12 protein-coding genes are annotated in these 12,487 nt (G+C 46.1%); 10 read left to right on the top strand and 2 right to left on the bottom strand.

The genetic code is table 11. From position 1 onward, the window contains the following. Positions 1-114: 114 nt before the first annotated feature. The 6 genes from DWX61_RS14730 to DWX61_RS14710 all read left to right on the top strand — a co-directional run bounded on the left by DWX61_RS14730 (position 115) and on the right by DWX61_RS14710 (position 5,194). Positions 115-558, top strand: a complete 444-nt coding sequence (locus DWX61_RS14730) for an HD domain-containing protein (RefSeq protein WP_118626058.1) — start codon at positions 115-117, stop codon at positions 556-558. A gap of 293 nt (positions 559-851) precedes the next feature. Further along, entirely contained in the window at positions 852-1,118 is a 267-nt protein-coding gene (locus DWX61_RS19590) for a cupin domain-containing protein (RefSeq protein ID WP_330612735.1), read from the top strand. Next, positions 1,015-1,305 carry a helix-turn-helix transcriptional regulator gene (locus DWX61_RS19585; protein ID WP_330575552.1) on the top strand — a complete coding sequence of 97 codons (291 nt, stop codon included), beginning with the start codon at positions 1,015-1,017 and terminating at the stop codon, positions 1,303-1,305. The genes DWX61_RS19590 and DWX61_RS19585 overlap by 104 nt, the downstream gene beginning before the upstream one ends. Then, on the top strand, positions 1,302-2,108 hold the full coding sequence (locus DWX61_RS14720) for a DNA-3-methyladenine glycosylase family protein (RefSeq protein WP_118626056.1): 807 nt from the start codon (positions 1,302-1,304) through the stop codon (positions 2,106-2,108). The genes DWX61_RS19585 and DWX61_RS14720 overlap by 4 nt, the downstream gene beginning before the upstream one ends. Positions 2,109-2,127: 19 nt before the next feature. Beyond that, positions 2,128-3,417, top strand: coding sequence for an alpha/beta hydrolase (locus DWX61_RS14715; RefSeq protein WP_022427165.1), 1,290 nt, complete (start codon positions 2,128-2,130; stop codon positions 3,415-3,417). Next, complete coding sequence (locus tag DWX61_RS14710) at positions 3,383-5,194, top strand: DUF6320 domain-containing protein (protein ID WP_118626054.1); 1,812 nt, start codon at positions 3,383-3,385, stop codon at positions 5,192-5,194. The genes DWX61_RS14715 and DWX61_RS14710 overlap by 35 nt, the downstream gene beginning before the upstream one ends. 145 nt (positions 5,195-5,339) lie before the next feature. On the opposite strand, the gene DWX61_RS14705 is transcribed toward DWX61_RS14710, so the two are convergent. Both DWX61_RS14705 and DWX61_RS14700 read right to left on the bottom strand, forming a co-directional pair. Beyond that, positions 5,340-5,873: a DUF3877 family protein gene (locus DWX61_RS14705; protein WP_118626052.1), complete on the bottom strand. Its 534-nt coding sequence runs from the start codon at positions 5,871-5,873 to the stop codon at positions 5,340-5,342. 47 nt (positions 5,874-5,920) lie between these two features. Continuing rightward, complete coding sequence (locus tag DWX61_RS14700) at positions 5,921-6,556, bottom strand: endonuclease III domain-containing protein (protein ID WP_022427162.1); 636 nt, start codon at positions 6,554-6,556, stop codon at positions 5,921-5,923. Between the two features lie 257 nt (positions 6,557-6,813). On the opposite strand from DWX61_RS14700, the gene DWX61_RS14695 reads away from it, so the two are divergent. From DWX61_RS14695 to DWX61_RS14680, 4 genes are all read left to right on the top strand, one after another. Further along, on the top strand, positions 6,814-9,255 hold the full coding sequence (locus tag DWX61_RS14695) for a methyltransferase domain-containing protein (protein WP_118626050.1): 2,442 nt from the start codon (positions 6,814-6,816) through the stop codon (positions 9,253-9,255). 4 nt (positions 9,256-9,259) lie between these two features. Then, positions 9,260-10,177, top strand: a complete 918-nt coding sequence (locus DWX61_RS14690; RefSeq protein WP_118626048.1) for a LysR family transcriptional regulator — start codon at positions 9,260-9,262, stop codon at positions 10,175-10,177. A gap of 362 nt (positions 10,178-10,539) precedes the next feature. Beyond that, positions 10,540-11,532 (top strand): ABC transporter permease, encoded by a 993-nt coding sequence (locus DWX61_RS14685; protein WP_110102736.1) that lies wholly within the window; start codon positions 10,540-10,542, stop codon positions 11,530-11,532. Then, the gene (locus DWX61_RS14680; protein WP_118607859.1) at positions 11,526-12,443 is read left to right on the top strand and encodes an ABC transporter permease; all 918 of its coding nucleotides are present in this window, start codon (positions 11,526-11,528) and stop codon (positions 12,441-12,443) included. The genes DWX61_RS14685 and DWX61_RS14680 overlap by 7 nt, the downstream gene beginning before the upstream one ends. Positions 12,444-12,487 lie beyond the last annotated feature (44 nt).

The following is a 12,487-nucleotide window of genomic DNA, read 5'->3' as shown; positions in this document are numbered from 1 at the left end:
TAAAAATGATAGATATATAAAACTTTTTATCCTTGTGTATAGGAAATATAGATGCTATACTGTGTAATACAGAGTATGAACGGGGGTTCGAAAGACCTGACGGGAGGCACAGCTATGATTTATACAGCTTTGACGAAAAAAGCTATGAAGGTGGCATACGAGGCACATCATGGACAGACAGATCGAAGCGGGACACCTTATATCTTTCATCCATTTCATGTAGCGGAGCAAATGGATGATGAACTCAGTGTATGTACGGCACTTCTGCACGATGTGATAGAAGATACAGAGATCACATTTGAGGATCTTACCGGAGAATTTCCGGAAGAGGTTGTGGAGGCATTACGTTGTCTTACAAGAGATAAGAATATGAATTATTTCGATTATATCCGGAATCTTCGGAAAAATCCGATCGCAAAAAAAGTGAAGCAGGCTGATCTGCTCCACAATTCTGATGTAACACGTCTTTCTGACTGCGAAAATATGTCTGCTGAACAGATATCACAGCTGCATGGAAGATATAAACGGGCTTTGGAGATACTTCATGATGCCAGGTGATATTATTTTCGCACAAGTCATTTATTGACCTTTATTCAGTTTTTTCATGCGCATGGTCCACACAAAATATCCGTGACCTCAGATATTATTGTGGATCTTCTTAGCGGAAGTATGGATTTCTTGCATTGATCTCCATGTAGCATTTGATCGCATATTTGATAAATTCTATGATTTTTTTCATTTTGTTTTCCTCCTCTTTTCTTTAACTTACAAATGCATTATAATAAACTCTCGGAAATATTACGTGCCAAAAACACAGAAAAAGTAGTCAAATATTGCGGAGAGAAAAATCTATGTTTCCAGTATACGAAGAAAAAAAGAAGAATCTCCATATTCATCTGCGGACCTCAGCCCATGCTTCACCCCATCTTCATAACTCCATAGAGTTTATCTATATCACAGAGGGAACTCTGGAGCTTGGTATGGGACAGGAGCTTTATCATATGGAAGAGGGAGATGTCTCTGGATCGGATGGCCAGAGATCTGGGCATCAGCAGGTTCACATTGTCCAGAGTTTTTTCCGGAACCTTTCACCGGAATTTCAATCAGTTTCTCAATGAGCAGCGACTGAATTATGTGACGATCCATCTGGAATGTAGTGATGAAAGTATTACGGATATCTGTATGAATGCGGGATTTGAAAGTCAGAGGACTTTTAACCGGGTATTCCGGGAACGGTACCGGATGACACCAAGAGAATACAGAACATTATATAAGGAAAAATATTTACGAGAGGAACAGACATGATCACAGTAGAACTGGAACATTTCAGCCTTGATAAAATATGCGATTCCGGACAGTGTTTCCGGATGAAAAAACTTGGAGACGGACATTTTTCCATGGTGGCGGGAGACCAGTATCTGGAAATGTATCAGAAAGACGGAGTGGTGGATTTCTGCTGCTCTCAGGAGGAATTTATCTGTTACTGGGTGCTTTATTTTGATCTGGATACGGATTATGAAGCTTACATGAATGCTGCTAATCCACGGGATAAATATCTGGGTGCCGCAATAAAGGCAGGAGACGGGATACGGATATTAAGACAGGATCTCTGGGAAATGATCGTTACGTTTCTGATATCTCAGCAGAACAATATCAAGCGTATCCGCAAATGTATCGAAACCATCTGCCGGAAGTACGGAGAGCAAAAAATTTCATCTGCAGGTGTGGAATACTACGCTTTTCCGACTGTAGAGGCGCTGAGTCAGGCAACGGAAGAGGAATTAAGAGGATGCGGCCTGGGATACCGGGCAAAATATATCGCAGTAACGGCCAGGACCATTGCATCCGGCCAGATCTCTCTGGAAAAAATCTATGATATGCGTTACCATCAGGCAAAGAAGGAGCTGATGAAGCTTTGTGGTGTGGGAGAAAAGGTAGCTGAGTGTATCTGTCTGTTTGCACTGCATCATATGGATGCTTTTCCCATAGATACCCACATCCGTCAGGTCATGGACGTGCATTACAAAAGAGGATTTCCCAACCGCAGATACAGAGGAATGCGTGGGATCATGCAGCAGTATATTTTTTACTATGACTTGTACTCATAGACTGCGGATGCTATCATAGGTGAAAATAAAGGAAAAATCCACGGAGGAAAAAGTAATCAGAAAATATTTACTGCGATTGAGACAACCACGTATAAAAAAGAAAGAAAACAGATATTATATCCGGGGCTATAAGGGAACGGAAGTGATCATCCGTACAGATCATGAGATTCTGAAGAGGATTGCCTACAGGCGTACCTGCGTGAAACAAGTCTGCATTCCTGGAAGATACGAAACAGAAACAAAATATATCTATACAAGAAAAGAAAACAGAAGAAGCCGCCCAGTCATAGTTCCGGGCATTCCGACCGGGAGAGAAACTGCTATGCCACGTGCCGTGCGGACAGTGCTCCATGCTCTTTCCTATGGCGGGATCGAAGTGGAGGCTTCCAGAAAGCTGGCAGATCTTAAGAAGATGGATCCTATGAGGATCTTTTACAGGACACTGGATGCGGAAGTTTATAACGGAGACTATAAAGTGCCGATCCGTCTGTTTTTTCCAACAGAAGAGGACATGGAAAACGGTGCCGCCTCCGGAAAAAAACCACCGGTGATCCTGTTTTTCCATGGCGGTGGCTGGGTTACGGAAAGTGTAGAGAATTATCAGCGGGTTTGTGCCAGAATGGCACAGTCTACCGGTCAGATCGTGGCGTCTGTTGAATACAGACTGGCACCGGAATACCGTTTCCCAGTGGGACTGATGGATTGTTATGCAGCTGCGAAGACTTTTTACACCAATCGTTTTCTTCTGAATACGGATCCGGATCGTATCACCATTATGGGAGATAGTGCAGGCGGAAATCTGGCAGCGGCTGTATGTATGATGGCCAGAGACCGCGGAGATTTTTTTCCAAAAAAACAGATCCTTATTTATCCGGCACTGAACAACTGTTATACGGAAGACTCTCCCTTTGAATCCGTAAAAACAAACGGAACCGGTTATCTTCTCACAGCGGAGAAGATGGAAGATTATCTGAAACTCTATGAGAGTTGTCCGGAAGACAGGAGGAACCCCTATTTTGCACCGATTCTGGAAAAGAATCTTCGAAATATGCCGGATACACTGATACTTACCGCTGAGTTCGATCCTCTTCGGGATGAAGGTGAGGCATTTGGCGAAAAACTGAAGGAAGCGGGAAATCGTGTGGAAGTGCACAGGATCGCAGGTGCGTTTCATGGGTATTTTGCACTGGGGATCAAATTTCTGCATGTGCAGGAGAGCTTTGCATATGTAAATCGTTTTCTGGAAACAGAGGAACAGGAAGAAGGAAAGCATCATGAAGAACGAATATGCACAGTGGAGAAAACTTGACAATGCGGCGCTGGCGTTCCCGGCGGTGACAGGAAAGAATGATACCAGGGTATTTCGTTTTTACTGTGAACTGAAAGAAGAGATAAAAGAAGAAAACCTGCAGGAAGCCCTGGAGAGGACACTGGAAAAATATCCTCTTTTTCGTGCAGTTTTAAGAAAGGGACTGTTCTGGTTTTATCTGGAGAGACGTGATATTCCGGCAGTGGTAAAGAAAGAAGCAGGTGCACCCTGCAGCGGACTTTATATTCCGGACAAAAAAACGCTTCTTTTTCGGGTGAGCTATTATAAGAACAGGATCAATTTCGAGGTATTTCATGCGCTGACGGATGGAACGGGAGCCATGCATTTTCTGATGGAGCTGGTGAAAAATTATCTTCAGGAGACGCACCCATCCGCAGAGCTTCCGGAGCTTTTTCCGGATGAAAACATTACGGGCAGGGATATGGAGGAGGACAGCTTTTCTCAGTATTATTCTTCCGATGCGCCAAGAAAGAGAGAGTTCAAGAAGCCTGCTTTCCAGTTAAAAGGCGAGAAGCTCAGGCAGGAGGATATGAATATCACGGAAGTCTGTGTTCCGGTAAAAGAGATCCACGCCCGTGCAAAAGCGGCCGGTGTGTCGATCACGGTTTTTCTTACGGCAGCTCTTATCTGGGCAATCCATGAAGAAGTGCCTCAGAATCAGGCGAAAAAGCCCATTGGTCTGATGATCCCGGTAAATTTGAGAAATTATTTTCCATCTCGGTCTATGGCAAATTTTTTCGGATGGATCGAGATCAGCTGTTATTTTCAGTCTGATACAAACTTTGAGGATATTCTGAGATCCGTAAAGGAGCAGTTTGCAAAGGAACTGAGTAAGGACGTGATCGAAGCAAAGCTGAATGATCTGGTAAGCCTGGAGAAGAATCCGATCCTGCGTCTGGTACCACTGGAGATCAAAACCCCGTTCCTTCTTGCCGGGACGACGCTCGGAGGAAGGTCAATCACGGCGATCTATTCCAATGTGGGGATCATCCGGATGCCGGAGGAATATCGGAAATTTATTCAGAGATTCGGACTTTTTGCAAGCACGGACAGTCTGCAGCTGTGTTCCTGTTCTTTTGGAGATGAGATGGTTTTAAGTTTTACGTCCAAGATCCCCAATGGAAATATTGAGCGGAATTTTGTGGAGAGACTGAAAAATGAGCAGGTGTCCTGTACAATTCGGGAGAATGATCTTCCGGGACAGAAAGAGGAGCAGAAACAGCAAATGAAGCTTTTTGAGAGCTTTACGTTTCTGTGTATTGTGCTGGCTGTGGTATGTAATCTGATTGATTATCTGCTGGATGGTCATATAGGATGGGCCTGGTTTGTGACTGCAGGGGCGTTCTGCACCTGGCTGATGGTTTCAGTGGCTTATGTGAAGCGGCGGAATCTTCTGAAGAATGAGATGTGGCAGCTGGTGATCGCAGCTGTTGCAGGAGTGCTTTGGGATGTGTTCACCGGCTGGCGTGGCTGGTCTGTGGATTATCTGCTTCCTCTGGCTGCGCTTGCTGTGATCTGCTCCATGTGGGTGATCACTGCGGTACAGAAACTGGAGGTGGCGGAATATATGATCTATCTTCTGGAAGCAGGAGCTTTCGGAGGAGTGATCCCTGTGATCCTGTTGGTTGCCGGTGTGGTGACGGTGCTGTATCCGTCGCTGATCTGCATATGCGTCAGTTTCCTGATGCTGGTATGGCTGTTTCTGTTTAAGAGGAAAGATATGGTGCGGGAGATGCAGAAGAAGTTCCGGGCATAGAAAATAAAAACAACCGTCGATCTGCAGAGGATTTTTTTGAAGATCTGTCTGCAGACCGGCGGTTTTTTGATCAAATCAAGGAAGTCTCCTGCAGGGTTGCGAAAAGCAATAAGCAGTGGGTGGAAGCTTGTCCGGTGTTCTAAGATCAGAATCCGAAATCTTCATAGTCCCCCGGTGTAAACTTATGATAGATCATATGCTCACCCTCCAGGGACAGACAATACCGGTAGTCATCTGGGATCCCGTCTTCGAAATATACAAGATAATCAAATCCGGTTCCGGTTGTTTTTTCCACGTGTACATGGTCAGAATAAGCACGAAAAACGTCCATCACTTCATCCAGAGTACAGCCATGACGGGCAACTGTGCCTATAAAGCGTACCAGAAATTCACTTGGCTTTCGGTTTTCGTGAACGTAGTCCGAGGCCTGAGGCGGCAGGGTGATGCAGAAACGCCCGTTTTTGGAAGAAGCCGTTACTTTTCCAAGACGGTCACAGGCATAATCTGAGAATTCTTCCATTGCATGCTGCATTTCTTCTTCCGTAAGCTCTGTGCCAAGAAGGCGGTTCAGAGACTGCAGCGGATAATAAAAACGGGTAACTCCGCTCATGTATCCGATCTTTACCTGTTGTTCCTGGATCATATCCAGGAGATTATTTTCCAGTTTTTTGAAATTCATTATGTTTTTCCTTTCCGGGGTCTGAAGGTTTATTGAACTGCATACATTCAGATCCCATTTTTTTCGCAGATATCATTGAGACAGCAGCGGTCACAGTAAGGTTTTGTCCGCGCTGTACAGACTTCTCTTCCATGATTGACAAGACGGTGGCAGAGATCATTGCCTTCTTCCGGAGGGATGATCTTCCAGAGAGCCATTTCCACCTTTTTCGGATCCTTCATGTCATGGACAAGGCCGATGCGGTTGGAAAGGCGGATACAGTGAGTATCTGTTACAATGGCAGGCTTGCCGAATACGTCACCCATGATCAGGTTTGCGCTTTTTCGGCCCACACCGGGAAGCTTCAGAAGTGCGTTAAAGTCTTCCGGTACCTTGTCGTGATACTGTTCGTGGAGAATGCGCATACAGGCGCTGATATCCCGGGCTTTGCTTTTTCCAAGGCCGCAGGGACGTACAATGGCTTCGATCGCTTCCGGCTCTGCAGCTGCCAGGGCTGCCACATCCGGGTATTTTGCATAGAGATCCTGAACTACTACATTGACCCGGGCATCGGTACACTGAGCTGCCAGACGGACACTTACAAGAAGCTTCCAGGCATCATCATAATCCAGTGTACAGTCTGCATCAGGATATTCCTTTTTTAAACGGCTGATAACTTCATAGGCCAGTTCCTGTGTTGTCATTTGTATATGAACCATCCTTTCAATTTCGGTTATATTACTGAACTACTACAGCCAGGATGATACCACAGCATTCGGAGAATTACAAGGTGGACAGGAGTACGGAAGCAGTGTTCGGCATTCGGAAATTTTATCGGCAGAGCAATGTGGGGAATCCCCCCCAGGGGCTTGTTAATACCCTGACAATTTGGTACATTAAACGTGACCTGTGGGGGGACCTGATTTCCCTCACGTGAATAGAAAAGTGCGGAGGAATCAACGTGGAAAAACTTCTCGATGAAATCGAATCTTACTGGAGCACCCGTACAGAAGGGTACTCCGAAGTGAATCATAAAGAGCTTGCGGGAACGCAGAAAAACGCATGGCTTAAGGTGCTGACCAGTCAGTTCCCGGACAAGCCAAAGGAAGAGATCCGTATCCTGGATATCGGAACAGGCCCCGGATTTTTTCCTGTGATCCTGGCAGAAGCCGGATATCATGTAGATGCAGTAGATTATACGGAAGGAATGCTGGAAAAGGCAAAGGAAAATGCGGGAGACCTTTGCCGGAACATCCGTTTTTGGAGGATGGATGCACAGAAGCTGGATTTTGAGGATAATACCTTTGACGTAGTCATTTCACGAAATCTTACCTGGAATCTGGAGCATCCTGATGTTGCTTACAGAGAGTGGGTCCGTGTACTGAAGGCAGGAGGAAGGCTTCTGAATTTTGATGCCAACTGGTACGGCTATCTTTATGAGGAAGAGCAGCGTAAGGCCTACGAAAACGACCGGAAAAATGTGGAAAACAACAGCCTGGATGATCACTATCTCTGTACGGATATTGAGCGCATGGAGCGGATTGCCCTCCAGGTACCGCTGTCAAAGATCAGCCGTCCCCGTTGGGATGTAAAAACTCTCAGAGAAGCAGGACTTCTTGGAATCCGCACAGACACAGAAATATGGAAAACGGTCTGGAGTGAGGAAGAGAGATTGAATTATCAGTCCACACCGATGTTTATGGTAACCGGTGTAAAGCCGGATCATTTCCTGAATCTTCCGGTTGCGGCAGGAGAAAAAACAGAAGGCTTTCTTGAACTCGGAGATGGAGAATTTGTCCTTCCGGCAACCATCATCCGTGGAAAAGATCCGGGAAAAACCGTTCTCGTCACAGCAGGTCTTCATGCAGGAGAGTATGTGGGAATCCAGACTCTGATTGAGCTGTCGAAGCGGCTGAAGCCGGAAAAGGTAAAGGGCCAGCTGGTTCTGGTAAAAGTGCTGAACCGGGAAGACTTTGAGAAGCGTGCAGGCAGTATCAGCTGGGAAGACGGAAAAAATCTGAACCGTGTTTTCCCGGGCAAAAAGGACGGAACAAAAATGGAACGTCTGGCGGCAGCTATCACAGAATCCCTGATCCGGAAGGCGGATTATTATATCGATCTTCACGGTGGTGACGATTATGAGGAGCTGACTCCGTATGTATATTTTGCGGGCGTGGCAAAGCCGGAGATCGTGGAAGCCTCTCGAAAAATGGCAGAGCAGGTTGATGTCCCATATATGGTACAGTCAAATGTGAGTACAGGCGGCGCCTATAATTATGCGGCAAGTACCTGCGATATTCCGGCTGTGCTTCTGGAAAGGGGATGTATGGGAACCTGGCAGCGGGAGGAAGTGGATTCCATGCGCCGGGATGTGCGGAATATTCTCTGCAGCATTGGGGCCTACAGAGGAATCCGCTCCCACAGCACCTATTATCCTCTGAAGATGGATGACGTACGTTACCAGTGTGCCAGTGTCAACGGTCTCTGGTACCCGGTGAAGAAACCAGGCGATATCGTTCATCAGGATGAGTATCTCGGAGAGATCCGTGATTATGAGGGAAATGTCCAGGAAATCTGTCGTGCAGACATGGATGGTGTGATCCTTTATCAGGTATCAAGCCTTCAGGTTGTGGAAGGCGGCCCTGTGATCACCTACGGAAATATCGTAAGAGAAAAAGATGAGCGGAAAACAAGGATCGCTCAGTACTGGACCAGGCGCAGCGACAGCTTTCTGGAACAGAGAAGAGCAGAGCTTCACAGTGCACTTGCAGGCCGCTGGATGGCTGAGCTTAAGAAGTATCTGCCGGAGAAAAAGAATCTCAGGATCCTGGATGTAGGCTGCGGAACCGGATTTTTTACCATTCTTCTTGCAAAGGAAGGCCATCAGGTAACCGGGATCGATCTGACGCCGGATATGATCACTCATGCAAAGGAGCTGGCTGAGGAAGAAAAAGCAGACTGCCGGTTTATGGTGATGGATGCAGAAGCTCCGGATTTTCCGGATGAGGAATTTGATGTGATCGTATCCCGGAATCTTACCTGGACACTTCCGGACGCGGAGCATGCTTATCAGGAATGGTTCCGCGTACTGAAACCGGGCGGAGTGATGATAAATCTGGATGCAAATTACGGGGCAGCAGACTTTGCGGACACTGCGGATCTTCCGGAGAATCATGCCCATCATCAGATCCAGGATGAACTGATGCAGGAATGTGAGGATATCAAGCGGCAGTTGCCTATCAGCTCTTTTCTGCGTCCGGCATGGGATCTGGAAACGCTGAGCCGTACAGGTGTGGAAGAATTTTCTTTTGATCTTGGTATCAGCAAGCGTATTTATACAGAAAAAGACGAGTTTTACAATCCGACCCCGATGTTTTTGATCTTTGCGAAGAAAACGAGGTAGGAGCATGCTGAATATCAAACAGATCCAGTATTTTGCGGCCTGTGCCAAAACAGGCTCCTTCAGCCAGGCTGCAGAGCTGCTTTTTACCACGCAGTCAAATGTAAGCAAGGTGATCCGTTCCATGGAAGACGATATGCGTACTCAGCTGTTTGTCCGTCATACAAAGGGCATAGAGCTGACACCGGAAGGAGAACGTGCATATATCCATGTGCAGAGGATCCTGGAAAATATAGATGAACTGGAAATGCAGGCACAGCCACTTGCAAAAAGCAGCCTGTGTGTATGCTTTCATCCCAGCTCCTGGTTTGCGGATACCTTCGTAACGTATTATGAAGCACATAAGTGCGATGATCTTCATTATCAGGTTTACGCAGCAGATACCCATGAGATCATAAAACGTGTAAAAGCCAGACAGGACGATATGGGATTCGCCTATGTGATGCAGAATCAGCTGGCAGCGTTCCAGTATTTTCTTTCCCGGAATTACCTGGAATTTGAGCTGCTGACGGAAACCGAGGTAAATATTTATACCGGGAAAGGGAAAGCAGATACAGCAGATGAGGGAGATTTTAATATGTCCCAGCTCAGGCTGATCCAGAGATTTCCCGATGAATTTTCCCCGGATAATTACCGGAACCTTGTAGAGGAAAACGGTCATTCCGCAGTGGAGGCAGAGACTGTAGTCGTAACAAACAGTGATTATATCGTGGAACGTCTTCTTGGCTCCGGAGAGCTGTGTAATATCAGTGGTGCGGATCTTTCCGGCCGTGATCCGGGATATTCCTCCGTGAAATATACATTTCCGGGAGAAGGCCAGAAACTTGTTTACGGGTGCATCTGTCGGAGAGGTGAAGAGCTCAGTGAACAGGGAAAGGATTTTCTGGGATTCGTGAAGGAAAGGCTTCAGATTTCCGGGAAGTGATAAAAGAATAAAGCAAAAGACCAGACGGGATTTTTCTGCACGGGACACAGGCTTCTGATACAGAAAAGTCCCGTTTTTTATATGGAATACATATCCATGCAAAACCCGACTGTCCAATATCCCCGTACCGGGGTTGTCCGAAATCTGTTAAATGATAAAATAATATCAGCAGCACACTCCGCGTGCTGAATATAAAAACACTGTGATGCACATAACCTCCGCGCACTCCTATTTGTGCATACGAATGTTTTGTCGAATAATAACACGACCCTTTCAAAAGCAGTTATGGTTTTGAATGCCATAACTGCTTTTGAAATGTGAATGTCTGTCTGAACTGTAAAGGGCAGTGGGAAAGGAAAATTATGAACAAAGAAAATAAACTCGTCATCCGGATCCTGAAGCGGATCCTTCTGCTTGCTGTGGTTATGTTTCTGCTGTCTGTGGTGGTGTTTTGGCTGGCGAGACTGGCACCGGGAGATCCCCTGCAGTCCTTTTACGGAGATTCCCTGGAAATGATGACCAGTGAGGAAGTGGCTGCGGCCAGAACGAGACTGGGACTGGATCAGGGGATCGGGGTACAGTATGTAAGGTGGTTTACCAACGTAGTCCATGGTGATTTCGGATTGTCGCTGAAATACAGGCAGCCGGTTATGAATGTGATCAGACCGCTGATCGGAAATACTCTGGTGCTGGGAGGAATTGCTTATATTGTGATCTTTATACTGGCAGTTCTGATCGCCATATTCTGTACGCTTCATGAGGATCAGTGGATCGATCGGCTGATCTGCAAGATCGGAACAGCAGCCTATTATGTGCCGGCTTTCTGGCTTGGTGTGGTACTGATCCTGATCTTCAGTGTAAATCTTGGATGGTTCCCAAGCAGCGGTGCCTATGATGTGGGAATGGCAGATAGTATCGGCAATCGTATGAAGCATATGATCCTTCCGCTGGTAGTAATGATCTTCAGCCATCTCTGGTATTACGCATATATGATACGTAACAAATTCCTGGATGAGGTGCGGAAGGATTATGTACTTCTTGCCAGATCCAAGGGACTTTCCAAAAGAAAGATCCTGTGGAAGCATTGTCTTCGAAATGTAATGCCGACGATCGTGAGTATCATGGCAGTTTCGGTACCCCATGTAACCGGTGGGACTGTAACTGTGGAGGCTGTTTTCAATTATGCGGGAATTGGAAACCTTGCAGTGGAATCTGCAAAATATCATGATTATAATCTGCTGATGATCGATGTGCTGATCACGGGATTTATCGTATTTTTAAGCAGCTTTGTTGCACAGACTGTCAATGAAGAGATCGATCCAAGAATGAAGGATTCGGAGGTGAGGGTATGGTAGCTGACCGGAAGCTTTCAGAAGCTGAGCTTTTTCAGGTAGTCGGTGCCGGGTGGAAGCAGTATGAATCTGAAAAACGGAAAAAAACATTTCAGGAAAAGCTGAAAGGGAAACCGGTATTTTCCTTGTTCCTGCTTTTTCTGATCATTTTGGGCTGTATATTTGCAAATGTTGTGGCAAATCATGATCCCTCAGGTTTTTATCTCCAGAATCTGAATACACCGCCGGGAAAGGAATTTATCTTTGGAACGGATTCGCTTGGAAGAGATATTTATTCACTGATCTGGTATGGCGGAAGGGTTTCTCTGGTGATCGGACTTCTGGGTGCGGCGATCATTACCCTGGTTGGTGTTACCTACGGATGCATCAGCGGAACAGCAGGTCCAAAGGTGGATTCGGTTATGATGCGGTTTACGGAAATGTGCGGAAGTATTCCGACCCTTCTGCTGATCCTGATCCTGTCTGCGGTTATTCAGGCCAATGATGTGATCAGCATATCTGTGATCATCGGTATTACCGGGTGGTTTGCACTGGCACGTATTGTAAGAAGTGAAGTGCGGCAGATAAGGAACAGTGATTATGTGATGTATGCAAGACTTTGCGGAGGAAGTTTTGGATATGTGATGTATCACCATCTGATACCGAATTTTGTTTCGGCGATCATGTTTGTGGTGATCTCTTCGATAAGCAGCTGTATTACCATGGAATCTACTTTAAGCTTTCTTGGCCTTGGGCTTCCGGCAGATGTAGTTTCCTGGGGAAGTATGCTCTCGCTGGCAAATAAAGCACTGATCATGAATACCTGGTGGGTGATCGTGATCCCAGGAGTTTTTCTGGTCATTACTTTAATGTGCATTACCAGTATGGGAAGCTTTGTGAGAAGTGAGGTAAATAATCATTACAGCAATCTCTGATGCAGTCAGAAAAAATATTTGGACGCAAACCGTGATAAAACATT

It is taken from the genome of Ruminococcus sp. AF20-12LB (assembly GCF_003478985.1).
Lineage (GTDB): Bacteria > Bacillota > Clostridia > Lachnospirales > Lachnospiraceae > Blautia_A.
This window is presented reverse-complemented; position numbering and strand designations above follow the sequence as displayed.

Excerpts from the sequence above, each read along its gene's own strand:
- DWX61_RS19585 (WP_330575552.1), top strand. The coding sequence starts at position 1,015 with ATGTCTCTGGATCGGATGGCCAGAGATCTGGGCATCAGCAGGTTCACA.
- DWX61_RS14705 (WP_118626052.1), bottom strand. The coding sequence starts at position 5,873 with ATGAATTTCAAAAAACTGGAAAATAATCTCCTGGATATGATCCAGGAA.
- DWX61_RS19590 (WP_330612735.1), top strand. The coding sequence starts at position 852 with ATGTTTCCAGTATACGAAGAAAAAAAGAAGAATCTCCATATTCATCTG.
- DWX61_RS14730 (WP_118626058.1), top strand. The coding sequence starts at position 115 with ATGATTTATACAGCTTTGACGAAAAAAGCTATGAAGGTGGCATACGAG.
- DWX61_RS14690 (WP_118626048.1), top strand. The coding sequence starts at position 9,260 with ATGCTGAATATCAAACAGATCCAGTATTTTGCGGCCTGTGCCAAAACA.
- DWX61_RS14720 (WP_118626056.1), top strand. The coding sequence starts at position 1,302 with ATGATCACAGTAGAACTGGAACATTTCAGCCTTGATAAAATATGCGAT.
- DWX61_RS14700 (WP_022427162.1), bottom strand. The coding sequence starts at position 6,556 with ATGACAACACAGGAACTGGCCTATGAAGTTATCAGCCGTTTAAAAAAG.
- DWX61_RS14710 (WP_118626054.1), top strand. The coding sequence starts at position 3,383 with ATGAAGAACGAATATGCACAGTGGAGAAAACTTGACAATGCGGCGCTG.
- DWX61_RS14685 (WP_110102736.1), top strand. The coding sequence starts at position 10,540 with ATGAACAAAGAAAATAAACTCGTCATCCGGATCCTGAAGCGGATCCTT.
- DWX61_RS14680 (WP_118607859.1), top strand. The coding sequence starts at position 11,526 with ATGGTAGCTGACCGGAAGCTTTCAGAAGCTGAGCTTTTTCAGGTAGTC.